The 21,441-nt window shown below is 54.8% G+C and carries 18 protein-coding genes; all 18 read right to left on the reverse strand.

The annotated features are described in order from the left end of the window. Window positions 1-45: 45 nt before the first annotated feature. Entirely contained in the window at window positions 46-1,302 is a 1,257-nt protein-coding gene (gene ftsA / locus SK58_RS20220; protein ID WP_003856340.1) for a cell division protein FtsA, read from the reverse strand. Beyond that, a complete protein-coding gene (ftsQ, locus tag SK58_RS20225; protein ID WP_003856342.1) occupies window positions 1,299-2,141 on the reverse strand; it encodes a cell division protein FtsQ in 843 nt (280 codons plus the stop codon). The genes ftsA and ftsQ overlap by 4 nt, the downstream gene beginning before the upstream one ends. A gap of 1 nt (window position 2,142) precedes the next feature. Next, window positions 2,143-3,063 carry a D-alanine--D-alanine ligase gene (locus tag SK58_RS20230; RefSeq protein ID WP_017694515.1) on the reverse strand — a complete coding sequence of 307 codons (921 nt, stop codon included), beginning with the start codon at window positions 3,061-3,063 and terminating at the stop codon, window positions 2,143-2,145. Continuing rightward, window positions 3,056-4,531 carry a UDP-N-acetylmuramate--L-alanine ligase gene (gene murC / locus SK58_RS20235; RefSeq protein WP_003856345.1) on the reverse strand — a complete coding sequence of 492 codons (1,476 nt, stop codon included), beginning with the start codon at window positions 4,529-4,531 and terminating at the stop codon, window positions 3,056-3,058. Before murC ends, SK58_RS20230 begins: the two co-directional genes overlap by 8 nt. A gap of 59 nt (window positions 4,532-4,590) precedes the next feature. After that, window positions 4,591-5,655, reverse strand: a complete 1,065-nt coding sequence (gene murG / locus SK58_RS20240) for an undecaprenyldiphospho-muramoylpentapeptide beta-N-acetylglucosaminyltransferase (protein ID WP_032647248.1) — start codon at window positions 5,653-5,655, stop codon at window positions 4,591-4,593. Then, window positions 5,652-6,896, reverse strand: coding sequence for a cell division protein FtsW (ftsW, locus tag SK58_RS20245; RefSeq protein ID WP_003856348.1), 1,245 nt, complete (start codon window positions 6,894-6,896; stop codon window positions 5,652-5,654). The genes murG and ftsW overlap by 4 nt, the downstream gene beginning before the upstream one ends. Beyond that, on the reverse strand, window positions 6,896-8,212 hold the full coding sequence (gene murD / locus SK58_RS20250; protein ID WP_032647246.1) for a UDP-N-acetylmuramoyl-L-alanine--D-glutamate ligase: 1,317 nt from the start codon (window positions 8,210-8,212) through the stop codon (window positions 6,896-6,898). The genes ftsW and murD overlap by 1 nt, the downstream gene beginning before the upstream one ends. Window positions 8,213-8,214: 2 nt before the next feature. Next, on the reverse strand, window positions 8,215-9,297 hold the full coding sequence (mraY, locus tag SK58_RS20255; RefSeq protein WP_003856353.1) for a phospho-N-acetylmuramoyl-pentapeptide-transferase: 1,083 nt from the start codon (window positions 9,295-9,297) through the stop codon (window positions 8,215-8,217). Next, on the reverse strand, window positions 9,291-10,649 hold the full coding sequence (gene murF / locus SK58_RS20260) for a UDP-N-acetylmuramoyl-tripeptide--D-alanyl-D-alanine ligase (protein WP_032647243.1): 1,359 nt from the start codon (window positions 10,647-10,649) through the stop codon (window positions 9,291-9,293). Before murF ends, mraY begins: the two co-directional genes overlap by 7 nt. Further along, window positions 10,646-12,133 (reverse strand): UDP-N-acetylmuramoyl-L-alanyl-D-glutamate--2,6-diaminopimelate ligase, encoded by a 1,488-nt coding sequence (gene murE, locus SK58_RS20265; RefSeq protein WP_040117211.1) that lies wholly within the window; start codon window positions 12,131-12,133, stop codon window positions 10,646-10,648. Before murE ends, murF begins: the two co-directional genes overlap by 4 nt. Continuing rightward, window positions 12,120-13,886: a peptidoglycan glycosyltransferase FtsI gene (ftsI, locus tag SK58_RS20270; protein WP_003856361.1), complete on the reverse strand. Its 1,767-nt coding sequence runs from the start codon at window positions 13,884-13,886 to the stop codon at window positions 12,120-12,122. Before ftsI ends, murE begins: the two co-directional genes overlap by 14 nt. 15 nt (window positions 13,887-13,901) lie before the next feature. Beyond that, window positions 13,902-14,267, reverse strand: a complete 366-nt coding sequence (gene ftsL, locus SK58_RS20275; RefSeq protein ID WP_003856363.1) for a cell division protein FtsL — start codon at window positions 14,265-14,267, stop codon at window positions 13,902-13,904. Next, window positions 14,264-15,205 (reverse strand): 16S rRNA (cytosine(1402)-N(4))-methyltransferase RsmH, encoded by a 942-nt coding sequence (gene rsmH, locus SK58_RS20280; RefSeq protein WP_003856366.1) that lies wholly within the window; start codon window positions 15,203-15,205, stop codon window positions 14,264-14,266. Before rsmH ends, ftsL begins: the two co-directional genes overlap by 4 nt. Before the next feature lie 2 nt (window positions 15,206-15,207). Then, the gene (gene mraZ, locus SK58_RS20285) at window positions 15,208-15,666 is read right to left on the reverse strand and encodes a division/cell wall cluster transcriptional repressor MraZ (RefSeq protein WP_006810119.1); all 459 of its coding nucleotides are present in this window, start codon (window positions 15,664-15,666) and stop codon (window positions 15,208-15,210) included. 591 nt (window positions 15,667-16,257) lie between these two features. Then, window positions 16,258-17,262: a catabolite repressor/activator gene (gene cra, locus SK58_RS20290; protein WP_003856369.1), complete on the reverse strand. Its 1,005-nt coding sequence runs from the start codon at window positions 17,260-17,262 to the stop codon at window positions 16,258-16,260. Between the two features lie 179 nt (window positions 17,263-17,441). Then, entirely contained in the window at window positions 17,442-17,933 is a 492-nt protein-coding gene (gene ilvN / locus SK58_RS20295) for an acetolactate synthase small subunit (protein ID WP_003856371.1), read from the reverse strand. Between the two features lies 1 nt (window position 17,934). Further along, the gene (gene ilvI, locus SK58_RS20300; RefSeq protein ID WP_015572665.1) at window positions 17,935-19,659 is read right to left on the reverse strand and encodes an acetolactate synthase 3 large subunit; all 1,725 of its coding nucleotides are present in this window, start codon (window positions 19,657-19,659) and stop codon (window positions 17,935-17,937) included. Window positions 19,660-20,035: 376 nt separating this feature from the next. Next, window positions 20,036-20,980, reverse strand: coding sequence for a transcriptional regulator LeuO (leuO, locus tag SK58_RS20305; protein WP_017383788.1), 945 nt, complete (start codon window positions 20,978-20,980; stop codon window positions 20,036-20,038). Window positions 20,981-21,441: the final 461 nt, after the last annotated feature.

Genomic DNA, 21,441 nt, shown 5'->3' on the forward strand with positions numbered 1-21,441 from the left:
GCCTGTCGCCCGAGACCGCTAATTCTCTCCGGTCTCTTAAAAAAATTAAAACTCTTTTCGCAACCAGGTGTTAAGTCGTTTGACCCAAGACCCCACCGAGACGCGTTTTTCCACTTCTGCTTCACCACTCAAATGGGATTCTTTCCCGTAGTGCAGCAGGCCCACGGCCGTTGAGTAATACGGCTCCTGAGCGTAATCCGTTAAACCGGTAATATTCAGCGGCGCACCAATACGCACCTGCGTATGGAACACGCGCTGAGCGCAGGCCGCAAGACCTTCAATTTGCGCTGCCCCGCCGGTTAATACAATCCCCGCCGCGAGATGATGTTTCACACCCTGCTGGCGAAGCTGTTCCTGTAACTGCAAAATCTCTTCGTTGACCAGGTTGAGCAGCTCGGTATAACGCGGCTCAATCACCTCTGCCAGCGTCTGGCGTTGCAGGCTGCGCGGCGGTCGCCCGCCTACGCTCGGCACTTCAACGCTCTCGTCTTTGCCGACGATAGAGCCCAGCGCGCAACCATGGCGCACTTTAATCGCCTCTGCATCGCTCGGTGGCGTACCAAAGGCGTAAGCGATATCGCTGGTCACCACATTCCCGGCGTACGGGATCACTTTGGTGTGGCGTAACGCACCGCCGGTATAGACGGCCATGTCCATTGTACCACCACCAATATCGACCACACAGACGCCCAGTTCACGTTCGTCTTCGGTCAGCACGGAATAGCTCGCGGCAAGACCGGCGAAAATGAGTTGGTCAACTTTCAGGCCACAACGTTCAACGGCTTTTACAATGTTCTTCGCCATATCGTTGTGACATGTGATCAGGTGCACTTTTGCCTGCATACGCACGCCCGAGAGACCGACCGGATTCTTGATGCCTTCCTGGTAGTCGATCGCGTATTCCTGCGGGATCACATGCAGCACACGGTGCTCGTCGCGAACACGCACGGATTTCGCCGTGTGGACAACGTTCTCAACGTCTTCCTGCGTCACCTCTTCTTCAGAAATCGGCACCATACCGATTTCATTCTGGCAGCTGATGTGCTTACCAGACAGGGCCAGATAGACAGAGGAAATCTGGCAATCTGCCATCAATTCAGCCTGGTCGATGGCGCGCTGAACGCATTTCACCACCGACTCAAGGTCGTTTACCCCACCTTTATCCATACCACGGGAGGGGCAGCTGCCCACGCCAATGATATTGACCATACCGTCGGGCAGAACTTCCCCTACCAAAGCGGCAACCTTCGCGGTGCCAATCTCCAGTCCTACTACCAATTTTCTGTCCGTCGACTTGATCATTGTTGTTCTGCCTGTACCTGTGCCTGATTTTGTTGCTGATTAGGTTCCTCGACCGGAGCCGGCTCCCAACCGACTGCTGCGCCTGAGTCATAGCGCAAATCAACGTAGCTTATCCGTTTGCCATCCGTCTGCGCCTGCTGCTGTAAAACCGGGTAAAGTTCTACAAAACGCGCCAGACGTTTCATTGTGTCGCCGCGGCCAAGATTGAGCTTAATGCCATTCGTTAGGGTCAACTGCCAGGAACGGCGCGCCGTCATCGCAGCATCTTTTAACGTAAAGCGATCCTTAGCCAGCACCTGCCCCATCTCACGAAAACCCTGCAATACTTCGTTTTCGCTGCCTTCCGGGCCATACAACATCGGTAAATTCTGCTTGTTGACACGATCGCTCGGGACGCTGAACGAATTTCCGTCTACGTCAACCATATGCTGATCATTCCAACGCGCAATCGGCACATATTCAACCAGATGAATCTTCAATTCATCTGGCCATTGTTTTCTGACACTCGCCTGTTTTATCCACGGCAGACGTTCAATCTGACTCTGGATAATGTTGACGTCCTGCGTCATAAAGGTGCCAGGCGACCCAAGCGCCAGAATCGACTGGCGAATGTCATCGTTACGCGTGTAGTGTCGCTCCCCGGTCACCACCAGCTTCGACAGCGGCAACCGCTGCGCGTCTTCCATCCAGCCCAGCACCATCCAGCCGCTGATAAACACGGTGCACAGCACCCCGAGCAGGAAGATGATCCCTGCAAGACGCGTTCCATTACTCCGGCGCGAAGAGGAATATTCTTCTTCGTCATCGCGGTTGCGCGTGTTCAATGCAGCCTGAGACATATCAGCCCGCCTGGTCCAGAATACGTACGACTAACTGCGAGAAGCTCATTCCCGCCTGACGCGCCGCCATCGGCACAAGGCTATGGCTGGTCATACCCGGAGACGTGTTTGCTTCCAGCAGATAAAATTGCCCGTCACCGTCAAGCATCACGTCAATGCGTCCCCAGCCACGACATCCCAGCACATTCCAGGCTTTAAGCACCAGAGACTGTAATTCGGCCTCACGCTCTGCTTCAAGACCCGCTGGGCAGAAATATTGCGTCTCATCAGAGAGATACTTCGCCTCATAATCATAGAAGACTCCGGCGGGTTGGATGCGAATTGACGGTAAAATTTCTTCGCCAAGCATCGCGACGGTAAATTCCGGCCCGCTAAGCCATTTTTCAATCAGAACTTCTTCATCATGTTGAAATGCCAGTGCTAAAGCGTCAGCCAAATCTACAGCTTTATCGACTTTGGACATTCCCACGCTCGACCCTTCACGGCTCGGCTTCACAATAACCGGTAAGCCCAGTGCCGCAATGCGTGTATTAACGCTGTCCGACAGACCCAATTCATATTCACGACGCGTCAGTGCAACCCATGGCGCAACGGGCAGGTCCGCCCCCTGCCACAGCAGTTTGCTGCGCAGTTTATCCATGGAGATGGCGGATGCCATCACGCCGCTGCCGGTGTACGGCATGCCGATCAGCTCCAGCAGCCCCTGCAACGTGCCGTCTTCACCGCCGCGACCGTGCAACGCGATAAAGGCTTTATCGAAGCCCATCGCTTTCAGCTGCGTGACGTCCACCTCTTTCGGATCAACCGGATGCGCGTCCACACCACCTTCACGCAGGCCCGCCAGCACGGCAGCGCCCGAATTCAGAGAAACCTCGCGTTCGGCGGAAGTGCCGCCAAACAGGACAGCAATCTTATCAGCCATGACGCTCGTCCTCCTGAGTTTGCGGCTTCAGTTTGATTTCAGCTAAGGTACGGGCGATTTTGCCGATATTTCCCGCGCCCTGAATCAGGATCAGATCGTTACCCGTCAGGACCGGGGCAAGCATTTCAGCCACCTGCGCCGGGTCGGGAACCAGAATAGGATCCACTTTACCGCGTCCACGGATGGTACGACATAAAGAACGACTGTCCGCACCCGGAATCGGAGTTTCACCCGCTGCATAAACATCCAGCATCAGCAGGGTATCGACCTGCGAAAGGACGTTGGCAAAATCGTCATACAGATCGCGAGTACGCGTGTAACGGTGCGGCTGGAAGATCATGACCAGATTCTTTTCCGGCCAACCCGCGCGTGCCGCTTTGATGGTTGCGTCCACTTCCGTCGGATGGTGACCGTAGTCGTCTACCAGCATCGCAGAACCTGGCTTACCGTTTACCGGCTCCAGCGGGAATTCACCGAGGAAGTCGAAGCGACGGCCCGTCCCCTGGAAGCTCTCCAGTGCGCGCAGGATCGCTTCATCGTCAATGCCTTCTTCTGTCGCAACAGCCACCGCCGCTGCCGCATTCAGGGCGTTGTGACGTCCCGGAGCGTTCAGGGTGACATGCAGCAGGTCTTTATCCTGACGCGCGAGGGTGAAATGCCCCTGCGCACCGATCTGCTTGTAATCTTCTACGCGTACATCCGCGTCTTCGCTGAAGCCGTAGGTCGTAATTTGACGCCCGACGCGCGGCAGCAGCTCGCGAATAACCGGATCGTCCACGCACATCACCGCACGGCCATAGAACGGCAGGTTGTGCAGGAAGTTAATAAAGGTCTGCTTTAAGTTCTCGAAGTCGCCCTGGTAAGTGTCCATATGGTCAGCTTCGATGTTGGTGACGATCGCCACCATCGGCTGTAGATGCAGGAACGACGCATCGCTCTCATCCGCTTCCGCAATCAGATAACGGCTGTGGCCCAGACGCGCATGCACGCCAGCGGCTTTCACCAGACCACCGTTAACGAACGTCGGGTCGAGACCCGCTTCCGCATAAATGCTGGAGACCATCGCTGTTGTGGTGGTTTTACCGTGCGTACCGGCCACCGCAATGCCGTGACGGAAACGCATCAGTTCCGCCAGCATTTCCGCGCGACGGATCACCGGGATGCGCGCCTCATGCGCCGCAACGATTTCCGGGTTATCCGCGGAGATAGCGCTGGACACCACAACCACGCTCGCATCGCTCACGTTTTCCGGGCGATGATTGAAATAGATAGTCGCCCCCAGCGACGCCAGCTGCTGCGTAACAGGGTTTGGCGCCAGGTCAGACCCGCTGATCTGATAGCCTTCGTTAGCTAACACTTCGGCAATACCGCCCATGCCAGCACCACCGATGCCGACAAAGTGAATGTGCCGGACGCGACGCATCTCGGGCACGATAGAACGCAGTTTTGCCAGTTGTTGTGTATTCATTCTCTAAACGCCATCGACTACTTCAAAAAAATCGTGCAGCGCAACACGCACTGCGAGAATTATGCCTGGGCTGCCAGGCTCACTTCTTTTGCCACCCGTTCCGTTGCATCCGGGATAGCGGTCGCGCGTGCGCGTTGCGCCATCTCCAGTAATACATCCCGGTTCCAGCCCGCCAGGGTAGTGGCGACCGCGTCAGCGGTAAATTGTGGCTGCTCAAAAATCTTCGCTGCGCCCGCTTTCTCAAGCGGCAGCGCATTCCAGTACTGCTGTCGGTCTTTGTGCTGGAACGGCACAAACAGCGCCGGCAAACCGGCGGCGGCGATTTCGCTCACCGTCAGCGCGCCCGAGCGACAGACCACAACATCGGCCCAGGCATAGGCTGCGGCCATATCATCAATAAATTCAGTCACTTTATGCTGCGGCTGACCTTCCTGCGCGTAGGCCTGCTCAACGGTCTGCTGAGCGCCCTTCCCGCTCTGGTGCCAGATGGTCACCGCATCACCCAGTTTTGCCGCAACCTGCGGCATCGTCTGGTTTAAAATACGTGCGCCCTGGGAACCGCCGACGACCAGCACGCGCACCGGCCCTTCGCGACCCGCCAGACGCGTATCTGGCAGCGGCAGCGCCAGCACGTCCACACGTACCGGATTCCCTACGACATCCGCTTTCGAGAATGCCCCGGGGAAGGCCTGCATAACTTTGGTGGCGATTTTTGCCAGCCATTTGTTGGTCAACCCGGCAATACCGTTCTGCTCATGCAGAACAACGGGGATGCCCAGTGACCACGCCGCCAGTCCGCCCGGACCGGAAACGTAACCGCCCATGCCCAGAACGACGTCAGGCTTAAAACGCTTCATAATGGCGCGCGCCTGACGCCAGGCATTGAAAATGCGCACCGGCGCCAGCAGCTGCGCCTTGATCCCTTTGCCACGAAGGCCAGAAATACGAATAAAGTCGATCTCGATACCGTGTTTAGGTACCAGGTCGGCTTCCATGCGGTCTGCGGTTCCCAGCCAGCGTACCTGCCAGCCCTGTTCCATTAAATGGTGCGCAACCGCCAGTCCCGGGAACACGTGTCCGCCGGTCCCGCCTGCCATCACCATTAACCGCTTCGGTTGATTCATCGTGAACCTCGTGTAAACGCCTGAGCTTTCTCCAGACGCGTTTCATAATCTATGCGTAACAAAAACATAATGGCCGTCGACATGATCAACAGACTCGAACCACCATAACTGATCAACGGCAACGTCAGACCTTTGGTCGGCAGCATACCCGCTGCCGCCCCAACGTTTACCAGCGCCTGGAAGCTAAACCAGATACCAATTGAGCAGGCCAGGAAACCGGAGAAGCGGTGATCGATCTCCAGCGCTTTCCGGCCAATCGACATGGCGCGGAAAGCGACGAAGAATACCATTAATAGCGCCAATACCACACCGATATAACCCAGTTCTTCCCCAATAATGGAGAAGATGAAGTCGGTGTGCGCCTCCGGTAAATACTCCAGTTTTTGTACCGAGTTGCCCAAGCCTTGACCCCAGACTTCGCCGCGGCCAAACGCCATCAGCGACTGCGTCAGCTGGTAACCGCTGCCGAACGGATCTTCCCATGGGTTCCAGAACGAGGTCACACGGCGGATACGGTAGGGTTCGGCGAGGATCAGCAGCACCACCGCCGAAATCCCCATCCCGATGATGGCAATGAACTGCCACAGTTTTGCGCCCGCCAGGAACAGCATCGCCAGCGTAGTGACAAACAGTACGACTACCGTACCGAGGTCGGGCTGCGCCAGCAGCAGGATCGCGAGGACCAGAATCACGCCCATCGGTTTTAAGAAGCCACGAAGGTTGTTACGAACTTCGTCAACTTTACGCACCAGGTAGTTAGCCAGGTAGCAGAACAACGACAGTTTGGTGAACTCCGCAGGCTGAATACGCAGTGGGCCAAAGGCAATCCAGCGTGATGCCCCGTTAACGGAGCTCCCGACAACCAGCACGATCAACAGCATGATGATTGAGGCGATGAGCATGGCCGTACTGTGCCGCTGCCAGAACGACATCGGCAGGCGTAAGGTGATCAGCGCCAGGCAGAACGCGAGAATGATGTACAGCCCGTCACGCTTGGCAAACAGGAACGGGTCATTTGCCAGACGCTGTCCGACAGGCATTGACGCCGAGGTGACCATAATAAAGCCGATCGCTGCCAGCCCCAGCGTGAGCCAGAACAGCGTGCGGTCGTACATGATCAGGCTGTCGGAATCTTTATCCCGGGAAGCCATCACCCAGCCTTTCAGCGCCGTAAACAGCCATACCAGGATACCAAATCCTGGCAGGCGCGGCATTTTCAGGCGAGGGAGAGATAAACGCATCAGCCTAACTCCTTCGCCAGGCGGGTAAAGACATCACCCCGCTGTTCGAAACTCTTGAATTGATCGAGGCTGGCACAGGCTGGTGAGAGCAGTACCATATCGCCGGGCTTCACGCGTGGGGCGATGAGGCGCATCGCCTGCTCCATGGTCTCGGTTTGCTCGGCGACTTCAGGACGCAACGCTGCCAGCTCGCTGCCATCGCGGCCAAAGCAATACAGGCGCACGTTATCACCGTTGAGGTACTGCTTCAGCGAGGAGAAGTCAGCCGATTTACCGTCGCCGCCCAGCAGCAGGTATAGCGTGCCATCAACGTGCAAACCGTTCAGTGCCGCCTCGGTGCTACCCACGTTGGTCGCTTTGGAATCATTAATCCAGCGTACGCCGTTGTGCTCCAGCGCCAGCTGGAAGCGGTGCGCCAGGCCGGTAAAGGTGGTGAGCGCCTTCAGGCTTGAAGATCGCGGCAGGCCAACGGCATCCGCCAGCGCCAGCGCCGCCAGAGCATTGGTGTAGTTATGCTGGCCGGAGAGCATCATCTCTTTCACGTTCAGCACTTTCTCACCTTTCACGCGTAGCCAGGTTTCGCCCTGCTGACGATTAAGGTGATAGTCACCCATGTTAATACCGAAGCTAATGCAGCGTTCGTCTGCGCCGCGCACCGGCATGGTGAGTGCATCATCGGCATTCACTACGCAAACTTTGGCATTTTCATAAACGCGCAGTTTGGCCGCACGGTACTGCTGCAAGCCGAACGGGTATCTGTCCATATGATCTTCGGTGACGTTTAGGATCGTCGCCGCCGCCGCATGCAGGCTTGAAGTGGTTTCCAGCTGGAAGCTGGAAAGCTCAAGGACGAACAGCTCACACCCTTTATCAAGCAGCATCAGAGCGGGCAGACCAATGTTACCGCCCACGCCGACATTTTTGCCCGCCGCCTTCGCCATTTCCCCCACCAGCGTGGTGACGGTGCTTTTACCGTTTGAACCGGTAATGGCGACGATCGGGGCCTGCGCCTCCCGGCAGAACAGTTCGATATCGCCGACAATCTCAACGCCTGCATCCGCGGCGGCGCTCAGGGAAGGATGCGCCAGTGCCATACCGGGACTGGCAACAATCAGATCGGCGGCCAGCAGCCACTCATCATTCAGACCACCCAGGTGGCGTTCTACCTGCTCCGGCAGCTTGTCCAGACCCGGCGGAGAGACGCGCGTATCCATCACGCGCGGCGTCACGCCACGTGCAAGGAAAAAGTCCACGCAGGAGAGGCCGGTGAGGCCTAACCCGATGATAACGACTTTTTTGCCCTGGTAATCTGCCATGATTAACGTACCTTCAGCGTTGCCAGGCCAATCAGCACCAGCATCAGCGAAATAATCCAGAAGCGCACAATGACGCGCGGCTCCGGCCAGCCTTTCAGTTCATAGTGGTGGTGAATCGGTGCCATACGGAAGATGCGCTGACCGCGCAGCTTGAAGGAACCGACCTGCAAAATCACCGACAGCGTCTCAACCACAAACACACCGCCCATGATTACCAGCAGGAACTCCTGACGCAGCAGCACGGCGATAATGCCCAGCGCACCGCCCAGCGCCAGTGAACCGACGTCGCCCATAAAGACCTGCGCCGGATAGGTGTTAAACCACAGGAAGCCCAGCCCCGCCCCGACAATCGCCGTACAGACGATCACCAGCTCACCCGCATGTCGCAGGTACGGGATGTGCAGGTAGTTTGCAAAGTTCATGTTACCGGTCGCCCACGCCACCAGCGCGAAACCGCCCGCAACAAACACGGTTGGCATGATGGCCAGGCCGTCCAGACCATCGGTCAGGTTGACGGCATTGCCGGTGCCGACGATCACAAAGTAAGCCAGCAGAATGTAGAACAGCCCCAGCTGCGGCATCACGTCTTTGAAGAACGGCACCACCAGCTCGGTGGCCGGGGTGTCTTTTCCTGCCAGGTAAAGCGCGAAGGCCACGCCCAGCGCAATCACCGACATCCAGAAATACTTCCAACGGGCGATCAACCCTTTAGTGTCTTTGCGCACGACTTTGCGGTAGTCATCAACAAAACCGATGATCCCGTAGCCAACCAGCACGGTCAGCACGCACCAGACATAGGGGTTAGACGGATAGGCCCACAGCAGAACGGACACCACAATCGCGGTTAGGATCATGATCCCGCCCATGGTCGGCGTACCGCGCTTGCTGAAGTGCGATTCCGGACCATCGTTGCGTACAACCTGGCCGAAAGAGAGTTTTTGCAGACGGGCAATCATGCGCGGGCCCATCCACAGCGAGATGAACAGCGCAGTCAGCAGGCTGACGATGGCGCGAAACGTCAGATAGGAAAAGACGTTAAAGCCTGAGTAATATTTGACCAAATGTTCGGCCAGCCAAACTAACATGTCCCGTTCTCCTGTAATGCGTGCACAACCTCTTCCATGGCGGCACTACGTGAACCTTTAACTAAAACAGTCACAATCTGTTTTTCTGTAATCAATGCCTTCAGGCGTTCGATCAGTGCAGATTTATCGGCAAAATGTTCGCCAACTTCACTGGCATCGGAAATGGCCTTGCTCAGCGTGCCTGCGCTCAATACGCGGTCAAGCCCGGCGGCTTTCGCCGCTTCACCCACCTGAACATGGCAGGCTTCGCTTTCATCACCCAGCTCGGCCATATCGCCCACAACCATCACGCGATAGCCCGGCATCTCAGACAAGACCTGCACGGCCGCCGTCATGGAGCCGACGTTAGCGTTGTAGGAGTCATCCAGCAGAAGTTTGTTTTCAGCCAGCTGGATCGGGAAAAGACGCCCCGGCACGGCTTTTAAATTTGCCAGACCTGCTTTGATCGCCGCGTGTGAGGCACCTACCGCCATTGAGAGCGCTGCCGCAGCAAGCGCATTGGCGATGTTATGACGACCGGGCAGGGGCAGCAGCACCTCGATGTCGCCCGTTGGGGTCGTGAGGGTGAACTCGGTGCCGTGTGACGTCACATGAATGTTGGTCGCCGAAAAATTACTGTTTGCCGCATTCGGTGAGAAGCGCCAGGTTTTGCGTGAACCAATGATGCTCTGCCAGTTCAGCCAGTCGTTGTTATCGGCGTTCATAATGGCGATGCCGTCATCCGGCAGTCCGGTATAAATTTCACCTTTCGCTTTCGCCACACCGGCCAGCGAACCAAAACCTTCAAGATGTGCCGCCGCCAGGTTATTCACCAGCGCCGCTTCCGGACGCGTCAGGCTCACGGTCCAGGCGATTTCGCCCTGATGGTTAGCCCCTAACTCAATCACCGCATATTCATGCTCGTGGGTCAGGCGCAGCAGCGTCATCGGTACACCGATGTCATTATTAAGGTTGCCCGCCGTATAAAGCGTGTTACCGCACTGGCTAAGGATCGCCGCCGTCATCTCTTTAACGGAGGTTTTACCCGACGAGCCCGTCAGCGCCACGACGCGTGTTGGCACCTGCTGGCGAACCCATGCCGCCAGCTCGCCAAACGCCAGGCGCGTATCTTTCACCACAATCTGCGGCAAATCGATATCGAGCTTACGGCTGACCAGCAGCGCGCCCGCGCCGTTATCTTTAGCCTGTTGCGCAAAATCGTGGGCGTCAAAACGCTCGCCCTTCAGCGCCACAAACAGGCAGCCCGCCGTCACCTTACGGGTGTCGGTGGTCACAGCCTCAATGGTTAGATCCTGACCATGCAGCATCCCCTGCAATACCGCAGCGGCCTGGCTTAACGTAATGCTAATCATGCCACCACTCCCAGCAGACGCGCTGCCGTCACGCGGTCGGAGTAATCCAGACGACGATTGCCGACGATCTGATAATCTTCATGACCTTTACCGGCCAGCAGAACCACATCGTTCTCCTGCGCCTGCATAATGGCGTTGGTCACGGCCTCCGCACGGCCTTCCACCACGCGCGCACGACCCGCATCCAGCATGCCCGCCAGAATGTCATTGATAATGACCCGCGGCTCTTCGGTACGCGGGTTGTCATCGGTTACCACGGGAATATCCGCGAACTGCTCAGCTATGGCGCCCATCAGCGGACGTTTGCCCTTGTCGCGATCGCCACCGCAGCCAAACACGCACCAGAGCTTGCCTGCGCAGTGCAGACGCGCCGCTTCCAGCGCTTTTTCCAGCGCATCCGGCGTGTGTGCGTAATCCACGACCACCGTCGGCTTGCCCGGCGCGCTGAACACTTCCATGCGGCCACAGACCGGTTGCAAACGCTCAGACGTTTTCAGCAGATCCGCCATCGGGTAGCCCAGCGCCAGCAACGTCGCCAGCGCCAGCAGCAGGTTACTGACGTTAAAGGCCCCCATCAGGCGGCTTTCAATTTCACCTTCGCCCCAGGTGGAAGCGAAGCGGATCGTCGCCCCACTATCGTGGTAGTTCACCTCGACCGCCTTCAGCCAGCGGCCGCGGCAGTTCGGATTAATGCGATCTTCCATCGACACCGCCACCGCATCCGGCAGTTTTTCCAGCCAGCGGCGACCGACTTCGTCGTCGGCGTTAATGATCGCCTGCCCGTGGTGGTGAGTGGAATAAAGCAGCCATTTCGCCGCTTCGTAGTGCTCCATATCACCATGATAATCAAGGTGATCGCGGCTCAGGTTAGTAAAGACAGAGGCAGCAAATTTCAGGGCCGCCACGCGATGTTGTACCAGACCATGGGAAGAGACTTCCATCGCAGCGAAGGTCGCCCCCTGCTCAGCGAGGCCCGCCAGCACACGCTGCACGTCAACCGCCGAGCCTGTAGTGTTTTCCGTCGGGCTTACTTTGCCCAGAAGACCGTTCCCCACCGTGCCCATGACGGCACCGGTTTCGCCCAGCAGCTGCGCCCACTGCGCCATCAGCTGAGTGGTGGTGGTTTTTCCGTTGGTTCCTGTCACGCCAACCAGCTTTAACTGGTCGGAAGGTTCGTTGTAAAAACGTCCTGCCAGCGCGGAGAGACGCTCATTCAGCTGGCTGAGATAGATGACCGGCACGCCGTGCATTTCACGGATCTCACCGTCTGTTGCCTCATCTTTGGCCTCAGCAATAATGGCAGCAACACCTTGCGCAATCGCCTGCGGGATATAACGACGCCCGTCCGCCTGATGACCCACTACTGCCACAAAAAGATCGCCAGAAGCCGCTACGCGGCTGTCCAGTACCATCTCTCGCAGTGCTCGCGCAGGTAGCATAGGCACCCACGGAGCAAGAAGGTCGCGCAAATTACGATCTGCCACCTGTTCCCTCGCCTTGATTAATTACAAATTCACTTTTTTCGCCCGTCGCCAGCGCATCCGGTTCAATGTTCATGGTGCGCAACACGCCGCCCATAATAGCCCCGAACACAGGCGCGGAGACGGCGCCGCCGTAGTATTTACCCGCCTGCGGATCGTTGATGACGACCACCAGCGCAAAACGCGGATTGCTTGCAGGCGCTACGCCTGCGGTATAGGCAATGTATTTGTTGATATAGCGGCCGTCCGGCCCCACTTTTTTCGCTGTACCGGTTTTAATGGCGATACGATAGCCCTTAATTGCGGCCTTCACGCCGCCACCGCCAGGTAACGCGACGCTTTCCATCATATGCACGACGGTACGAACGATAGATTCCGGGAAAACACGTTCCCCCGGAACCGGTGGATCAACTTTGGTGATCGACAGCGGACGATAAATGCCATAGCTGCCAATCGTTGCGTAGACTCGCGCTAACTGTAAGGGAGTTACCATTAGCCCGTAGCCGAAAGAGAAGGTGGCCCTCTCTATGTCAGACCACCGTTGTTTTTGAGGATATAAGCCACTGCGTTCTCCGACCAACCCCAAATTGGTCGCCTTTCCCAGCCCAAAACGTGAGTAAGTATCTACTAACGCTGAGGACGGCATCGCTAACGCCAGTTTTGACACACCGACGTTACTCGACTTCTGTAAGACCCCGGTGAGGGTCAGTTCGCTGTAACGTGCCACGTCTTTGATTTCGTGACCGTTAATTCGATAAGGAATCGTATTCAGAACGGTATTTTCGTTGACGATGCCTCGCTGTAGAGCCGTCATCACCACCATAGGTTTTACGGTCGAACCGGGTTCAAACACATCGGTGATGGAGCGGTTACGCATTGCATCTTTTGCTGTACCGGCAAAATTATTCGGGTTGTATGAGGGGCTACTGGCCATCGCCAGCACTTCACCTGTCGCCACATCCACCAGCACGGCGCTGCCCGATTCCGCCTTGTTAAACGCGACGGCGTTGTTCAGCTCACGATAGACCAGCGCCTGCAAGCGTTCATCAATACTCAGGGCCAGGTTGTGCGCGGCCTGGCTGTCTGTCGAGGAAATGTCTTCAATGACGCGACCATAGCGGTCTTTACGCACGATTCGCTCGCCAGGCTGGCCGGTAAGCCACTTGTCGAAGCTTTTTTCAACGCCCTCAATCCCCTGGCTATCCACGTTGGTAAAGCCAATCAGGTGCGCGGTGACTTCGCCCGAAGGATAGTAACGGCGGGATTCTTCCCGCAGATGAATGCCCGGCAGCTTCAGTTTCTTAATGTAGTCAGCCATGTCAGGGTTCACCTGACGGGCAAGATAGATAAAGCGCCCTTTCGGGTTGGCGTTAACGCGCGACGCCAGCTGATCCAGCGGCATTTTCAACGCGTCTGACAGCGCCTTCCAGCGGTTATCAAGGGTGATCCCGCCTGCATCGTGTAACTCTTTCGGATCGGCCCAGATCGCCTTCACCGGCACGCTCACCGCCAGCGGACGGCCGGAACGATCGGTGATCATCCCACGAGAGGTAGAAACTTCCTGCACGCGCAGAGAACGCATATCACCCTGACGTACCAGCATGTCAGGCGCGATGATTTGTAGCCACGCCACGCGTCCCAGCAGGAAACCCAGCGCCAGTAAAATGCAGCCGCAAAGCAACGCAAAACGCCAACTGACAAAGTTGGCCTGTTCTTCCTGGCGTTTTGGTTTTAGCGTTTTTGCCGCTGCTTTCATGCGTCGCGTTTTCCCTTATTTTTGTACTACGATATTTTCCTGCGAAGGATCAACATGCTGTAATTGCAGTTTTTCCGTTGCGATCCGTTCAACCCGGCTGTGATCGCCGAGCGCGTTTTCTTCAAGGATCAGATTTCGCCATTCAATATCCAGCGCATCGCGTTCCAGTACCATCTGTTCGCGCTGCGCAGTTAATAAACGGGTATGGTGAGCGGTGGTGACCACCATGACTGCCGTCACAATGATGCAAATGAACAAGCAGAGTGGCAGCTTCCCAAACCGCAAAAGATCGTCGCCGATCACGCCAGGCAAGGCATGGCGCTCGTTGCTTCCTAACGATCCCTTAACTTTGCTTAGGGTCTCTGTCACTCTGCTGATCATGCGTTCGTCCTCTCTGCAATACGCAGCACTGAACTACGGGCACGTGGATTCTCTGCCACCTCTTCTTCGCCCGGCATCAACTTGCCTAATGCTCGCAACTGACGGCCTCCCAGCTTTCTGAGTTGTTCTTCCGTCATCGGCAACCCAGCTGGAACCTGCGGACCGCGGCTCTGTTCACGCATAAAGCGTTTTACGATGCGATCTTCCAGCGAATGGAAGCTGATGATGGATAACCGCCCACCCGGGGCCAGCACGTCGAGCGAGCTTTTTAGCGCCAGCTCTATTTCCTCCAGTTCACTGTTTACCCAAATACGAACCGCCTGGAAGGTACGGGTCGCAGGATGTTTGTGCTTATCCTTCACCGGCGTTGCCGCCGCGATGACTTCTGCCAGCTCTTTGGTGCGGGTCATTGGCTCAACGCGGTTGCGCTCCACGATGGCGCGGGCAATACGTTTGCCAAAGCGTTCTTCACCGAAGGTTTTGATTACCCAGGCGATATCCGCTTCGTCAGCAGTTTGTAACCATTCAGCGGCAGACTGGCCGCGAGTGGGATCCATACGCATATCCAGCGGCCCATCACGCATAAAGGAGAAGCCGCGTTCTGCATCATCAAGCTGTGGTGAAGAGACGCCAAGATCGAGGAGAATCCCGTCGATCTTGCCGGTCAGGCCGCGCTCAGCGACATAATCCGCAAGCGCAGAGAAAGGTCCATGCACGATGGAAAAGCGAGGATCATCGATGGTTTGCGCAACGGCAATCGCCTGCGGATCGCGGTCAATTGCCAGCAGGCGTCCTTCCGCTCCAAGCTGGGAGAGGATCAAACGCGAGTGACCACCGCGACCAAAAGTGCCATCAATATAGATGCCGTCTGGACGAATATTCAGGCCGTTAACGGCCTCATCCAGCAGCACCGTTGTATGTTTATAATTTTCCATCATATTTATAGAGACAAGTCCCGCAGCCGTTCCGATAATGTTGCGGAATCAGACTGCTCAGCGTCGATATCTTCCTTGACCTGTTGATACCAGGTCGTTTCGTCCCACAGTTCAAACTTGTTGAACTGCCCGACCAGCATCACTTCTTTAGTCAGACCGGCATGTTGCCGCAACACAGGCGCAATCAATAATCGCCCGGCGCTATCCATCTGACATTCACTGGCATGTCCCAATAACAACCGCTGCACGCGGCGTTCTTGCGGGTTCATGCTCGACAGTCGCGACAGCTTTTGCTCAATGATTTCCCATTCAGGCAAAGGGTAAAGCAGCAGGCAGGGGGAGTTGATGTCAATGGTGCAAACCAGTTGACCCGAAGCGTTCTCAATCAGCTGGTCGCGGTATCGGGTTGGTACCGATAAACGCCCTTTGCTGTCGAGATTGACTAACGTTGCTCCACGGAACATGCCAGCCTCACCCCTCCTCACCACTTTAACCCACAAATTCCCACCTGAAGGAGTTTACGGAGCGAGGGAAAAGCTTGTCAAGCCAGGACTCTCTCTATACCGGCGCGAAAGCACCGTATTTACAGAGCAAGAGTGACCTGGCTAATAACTACACAACTGGCGAGGCAAAATTAACGTTATGAATATTTGTAAGAAAAAAACCGAATATGCACACGAGCGTTAAGACTCACTCAATATCATCGCAGGGAAATATAAAGTGTCAGTTTGCGACGCGGGCAGCATTTTAAGGCATATCGCCGGGGGATAACAGCACCAGATTAAGCGCAAGGCAATATGGATTCGTTCGTGTACATTGAGGGCTGAAGGGGACAGTAAAAAATGGCTGAATATTCATCGGCTGGCGGCTGTTTGTAACAAAACAATACAAAAGAATGCCCGTTAAAAATTATAATTGCGCTTTTTAACGCCAAAACGGATTCAGAAAAATAGCCGGCTACGAATCTTAGAGATAAATCCTAATTTTTATCCGGGAATTATTTCCCGCAATAAATGCGCCGCAAAAGGGGCTGTTTTACCGCCCCTGTGGAAATATTAATGGCGGCTCAAAATCCCGCGCCGATAGAGATTACGTTTGATACGCGTAAGCCCGGGTTTCGGTTTGCGAGGTTCATCCAGGCTTGCCAGAACAATCTCAAGCACGCGCTCGGCGACGTCGCGGTGACGCTGAGCCACGGCCAGCACCGGACATTGCAGGAAGTCGAGCAGTTCGTTATCGCCGAAGGTCGCAATCGCCAGATCGGATGGCAGCTTGCCATCGCGACGTAACGTCACGTCCATCACCCCCTGCAACAGGGCAAACGAGGTGGTAAACAACGCCTGCGGCATCGGGTGCGTTTCCAGCCATTTCTCGAACAGCTGAGCAGCCGCTTCGCGCTCATAGCTGTTGGCATACAGATAATGAACGTCACGCGGATCGTCTTTCCACGCCGTACGGAACCCTTGTTCACGCAGGAAGCTCACGGATAGTTCAGGCAAAGCGCCAAGATAGAGCACCGTTTCCGCCGGGAAGGTACGCAGCTCGGCAGCCAGCATTTCTGCATCGTCCTGATCGGCGCCTACGACGCTGGTGAAATGTTCACGATCCAAAGCACGATCCAGCGCCACAATCGGGAATGGATCGTTCGCCCAGCGCTGATAGAAAGGATGCTCGGGTGGTAAAGAGGTCGACACGATGATGGCGTCAACCTGACGTTGCAGCAGATGCTCAATGCAGCGCATCTCGTTGTCGGGCTGATCCTCGGAGCAGGCAATCAACAGCTGATAGCCCCGCTGACGAGCCTGACGTTCAAGATAGTTGGCGATGCGGGTATAGCTGGTGTTTTCCAGATCCGGGATCACCAGGCCAATCGAGCGGGTGCGTCCGGCACGTAAACCTGCGGCGACAGCATTCGGATGGTAATTATGCTCACGAACGACTGCCATCACTTTCTCAACGGTCTTATCGCTGACACGATACTGCTTTGCTTTACCGTTAATCACATAGCTGGCCGTGGTTCTCGACACGCCGGCGAGCCGGGCGATTTCATCCAGTTTCACAATTGCCCCTCAAAAAAAGAAAAAAGTCCATGGCCCTGTCAAGGTTATGGTTAAATATTTTAACATCTAAACGCAGAATAGCTTTCACGGCAACCGCTTTTGTCCGCGTTGTCGGCGGATTACGCAAAAAAAAGCCCGGCTTTGGCTACCGGGCTGAAAGAGGCGAACCTTTTGCGCAACTAACGCATGATTTTATCGCCGCGCGAGAGGCCAACAACGCCAGAGCGCGCAACTTCAACAATTTTTGCCACATCCCTGACGGAGGCCAGGAACGCATCCAGCTTATCGCTCGTTCCGGCAAGCTGCACAGTATATATAGAAGGCGTGACGTCAATGATCTGCCCACGGAAAATATCCGTGTTACGCTTGACCTCTTCACGGCCATAACCGCTGGCCTGAATTTTCACCAGCATCACTTCACGTTCGACGTAAGCCCCCTGCCCCAGCTCGCTGACGCGCAACACGTCCACCAGCTTGTGCAATTGCTTTTCGATCTGCTCAAGCACTTTCGCATCGCCGACAGTCTGGATCGTCATGCGGGAGAGCGTTGGATCATCGGTCGGCGCAACGGTCAGGCTTTCAATGTTGTATCCGCGCTGCGCAAAAAGCCCAATGACGCGTGATAGTGCGCCCGACTCATTTTCCAGTAATACAGATAATATCCGGCGCATATCAGGTTCTCTCCGTTTTGCTTAACCACATTTCATCCATACCACCGCCACGGATATGCATCGGATAAACGTGCTCTGTGCCGTCGACGATGACGTCCATGAAGACGAGGCGATTGTTTTTAACGTGCTCAAGCGCTTCGCCGAGCTTCGCTTCCAGCTCTGACGGATCGGTTACCCGCATGCCAATATGACCATAGGCTTCAGCCAGACGGACAAAGTCCGGAAGTGACTTCATATAAGACTGAGAGTGACGGCCGGAATAAATCATATCCTGCCACTGCTTCACCATACCGAGGTAACCGTTATTCAGGTTAAGCACCAGCACTGGCAACTCATATTGCAGCGCAGTAGAAAGCTCCTGAATATTCATCTGTATACTGCCATCACCCGTTACGCAGATAACCGTTTCGTTCGGCAACGCCAGCTTCACCCCCAGCGCGGCGGGCAGACCAAAGCCCATCGTGCCAAGCCCGCCTGAGTTGATCCAGCGACGCGGTTTATCAAACGGGTAATACAACGCAGCGAACATCTGATGCTGGCCTACGTCAGAAGTGACATACGCCTCGCCTTTGGTCAGATGCCAGATCGTCTCGATCACCGCCTGCGGCTTGATGTTCTCACTCTGCGTGTCGTATTTAAGGCACTGACGGCCGCGCCATTGTTCGATTTGTTGCCACCAGTCACGGATCTCATCCAGCGGTTGAGAGGCGGTCTCCTGCGCCAGCAGTTCCAACATTTGATCCAGCACCTGTCGTGCGTCCCCCACGATGGGCACATCCGCCGGCACCGTTTTAGAGATAGAAGTAGGATCGATATCAATGTGTAGCACCGTCGCATTCGGACAGTATTTCGCCAGGTTATTGGTGGTGCGATCGTCAAAACGTACGCCGACGGCAAAAATCACATCAGAATGGTGCATCGTCATATTGGCTTCATAGGTGCCATGCATACCCAGCATGCCCAGCGCCTGACGGTGGGTAGCCGGGAATGCCCCCAGCCCCATCAGCGATGACGCGACAGGAAGGTTCAGCTTCTCAATCAGTTCGCGTAGTTGCGTTTCACAGGCTGCATTGACGGCGCCGCCCCCCACATAGACTACGGGCTTTTTCGCAGCCAGCAGCGTTTGCAGCGCACGCTTAATCTGGCCTTTGTGTCCTTGCGTCGTCGGATTATACGAACGCATGCTCACCGACTCAGGCCACAGGTAAGGCAGTTTATTCGCGGGATTGAGAATATCTTTTGGCAGATCGACAACCACTGGCCCAGGACGACCGCTGGCGGCCAGCCAGAAGGCTTTTTTCAGCACGCCCGGGATATCTTCCGTTTGCTTAACCAGAAAGCTGTGCTTCACCACGGGGCGTGAGATCCCCACCATGTCGCATTCCTGAAACGCATCATAGCCAATCAGTGACGTCGCCACCTGTCCGGAGAGAATGACCAGTGGAATAGAGTCCATATACGCAGTCGCAATGCCGGTGATGGCATTGGTCGCTCCCGGCCCCGAAGTGACCAGCACTACACCCACTTCGCCCGTGGCGCGGGCCAGGCCGTCAGCCATATGCACAGCAGCCTGTTCATGACGAACCAGAACATGATCAATACCGCCTACCGTGTGCAGCGCGTCATAAATATCGAGAACCGCGCCTCCGGGATAGCCGAACACTTGTTTCACGCCCTGATCGATAAGCGATCGGACGACCATTTCCGCGCCAGACAACATCTCCATGCTTTGCCTCCAGGCTTTTGTTATAGACGGTCAACAGAATTCATTTCCGCGCCGTCTTCTGACAGGATAAACCCATCTTATAATGTGCAGAGTGAGGGATACCTTAACCGCTCGTTATGAGGCAGGCAATTAGCAAACGGAATGCGGGAATGGGCAATAAAAGCAGAAAAAATAGCTGTCAGACACGAATATGGTGAATTCGTCTGGTATGAGGGGAGACGCTAATAATTCATCTCTTAAAAAGAGGATGGATCAGGAAATCATCTATTTTTAAGCCGCCCTGAGCGTCTGAAAAAATGCGCACAGAACAAAATATTGCCTGCATAAAAAATCACAGAATAAACCGCATGGCACCATGCGGTTTATTCACCCTGACTTATCGACGACAAATATTGATCAGCAACTCTTCCATCCACTGGTGCCCTTTATCCCGCCCCGCCGCTTCATGCCAGGAAAGATAACAGGTACGGCTATTCAGCTTGAGCGGCAGAGGTAAAATTTGCAGGCTCAGCGAATCGGAGAACTCTTCAGCAAGCCAGCGCGGTGCAATAGCGACTAGCTGCGTCTGAGAAACGACATTTAAAACGCTGACCATCGCCATCCCCTGATAGGCCACGCTGGCTTGTTTATCGGCAGTGTCATACCACGGCTGACTGAACGAAGCATATCTGTCCAGAGCAACAACGGCATGCTGCTCGCTGTAAACATCGCTTTCACGCAGCGGCGAATTCATGCGTGGATGTTTTTTGCTGGCGACTAACACCATTTCATCTTTAAACAACGGAACACAGGCAAACTCTGGACGGCGAAACTCTTCGTAGCCCAGAACGAACTCCGTTTCCTGATAACGAAGCTGGTGCTCAGTGTTTTGATTTAAAGATGATTTAAAAACAAGATGAATATTAGGAGCAATCTGTTCAACTTTATTATATATAACAGACGTCAAATAATTGTCTAACGGACTGCAAACACAGAGATGGAAAACCCGCTCACTGCTTAAAGGTTCAAACCCTGAGCCGGGAAGCTCATTTTGAACCAGCTGTAGCGCCTGACGAATCGAACCGAATAGCTGGAATGCACGCGCCGTGGGCTGGATACCTCTTCCATACCGGACGAATAACTCGTCGTTAAACATCACCTTAAGTCTGGCTACGGCATTACTCACGGCAGGTTGAGACATTCCCAGAGATTGCGCTGCTCGCGTAATATTCTGCTCCTGCATAACTGCATCAAATACAGTTAACAGGTTGAGATCCACTGTGCGTAACTGAGGCTTAACCCCATCATAAGGCTGTGGTTGGTTAATATTATTTTCTGGCATTTCTGACTCCACTGTCACGCTAAATTCCCTTTGCCAAAGTACAGTAATAACTTCGAAAAATATGATTTACCATGCATATACAACAAGCGAAAGGAAATTATTTAAAATTCAGAATATATAAAGAACCCTCATTCAAGAGATGGCATTAAGCATTCCCTGAATGAAGAGCTAAAAATCGTTCAAATGATATCTAAAACTTTAATGCAGGCATGAAACCATAAAGCTGGCAAATACACAATCACCGCCTTAGTTAATAATAACTTAAGTATTATTAAACTATGAAGAGCATACACCACGATTTCATTAACAAAATGATATCAATATTGATAACTTTCCCGCCCATGATTCATTCATAGAACTTATAACTCAATGAAATAAAACACATTCCATTTCACAGCACATCGGTAAAAATACTGTGTTCAATTGCTACCAATTATATTCAAATTATTCCAGAGATGAAT

The sequence above is a fragment of the Enterobacter sp. BIDMC93 genome, assembly GCF_001037805.1.
Taxonomy (GTDB): Bacteria; Pseudomonadota; Gammaproteobacteria; order Enterobacterales; family Enterobacteriaceae; genus Enterobacter; species Enterobacter hormaechei_C.

Coding starts and splice junctions, on each gene's coding strand:
- ftsA (WP_003856340.1), bottom strand. CDS start 1,302: ATGATCAAGTCGACGGACAGAAAATTGGTAGTAGGACTGGAGATTGGC.
- ftsQ (WP_003856342.1), bottom strand. CDS start 2,141: ATGTCTCAGGCTGCATTGAACACGCGCAACCGCGATGACGAAGAAGAA.
- SK58_RS20230 (WP_017694515.1), bottom strand. CDS start 3,063: ATGGCTGATAAGATTGCTGTCCTGTTTGGCGGCACTTCCGCCGAACGC.
- murC (WP_003856345.1), bottom strand. CDS start 4,531: ATGAATACACAACAACTGGCAAAACTGCGTTCTATCGTGCCCGAGATG.
- murG (WP_032647248.1), bottom strand. CDS start 5,655: ATGAATCAACCGAAGCGGTTAATGGTGATGGCAGGCGGGACCGGCGGA.
- ftsW (WP_003856348.1), bottom strand. CDS start 6,896: ATGCGTTTATCTCTCCCTCGCCTGAAAATGCCGCGCCTGCCAGGATTT.
- murD (WP_032647246.1), bottom strand. CDS start 8,212: ATGGCAGATTACCAGGGCAAAAAAGTCGTTATCATCGGGTTAGGCCTC.
- mraY (WP_003856353.1), bottom strand. CDS start 9,297: ATGTTAGTTTGGCTGGCCGAACATTTGGTCAAATATTACTCAGGCTTT.
- murF (WP_032647243.1), bottom strand. CDS start 10,649: ATGATTAGCATTACGTTAAGCCAGGCCGCTGCGGTATTGCAGGGGATG.
- ftsI (WP_003856361.1), bottom strand. CDS start 13,886: ATGAAAGCAGCGGCAAAAACGCTAAAACCAAAACGCCAGGAAGAACAG.
- ftsL (WP_003856363.1), bottom strand. CDS start 14,267: ATGATCAGCAGAGTGACAGAGACCCTAAGCAAAGTTAAGGGATCGTTA.
- rsmH (WP_003856366.1), bottom strand. CDS start 15,205: ATGATGGAAAATTATAAACATACAACGGTGCTGCTGGATGAGGCCGTT.
- mraZ (WP_006810119.1), bottom strand. CDS start 15,666: ATGTTCCGTGGAGCAACGTTAGTCAATCTCGACAGCAAAGGGCGTTTA.
- ilvN (WP_003856371.1), bottom strand. CDS start 17,933: ATGCGCCGGATATTATCTGTATTACTGGAAAATGAGTCGGGCGCACTA.
- ilvI (WP_015572665.1), bottom strand. CDS start 19,659: ATGGAGATGTTGTCTGGCGCGGAAATGGTCGTCCGATCGCTTATCGAT.
- leuO (WP_017383788.1), bottom strand. CDS start 20,980: ATGCCAGAAAATAATATTAACCAACCACAGCCTTATGATGGGGTTAAG.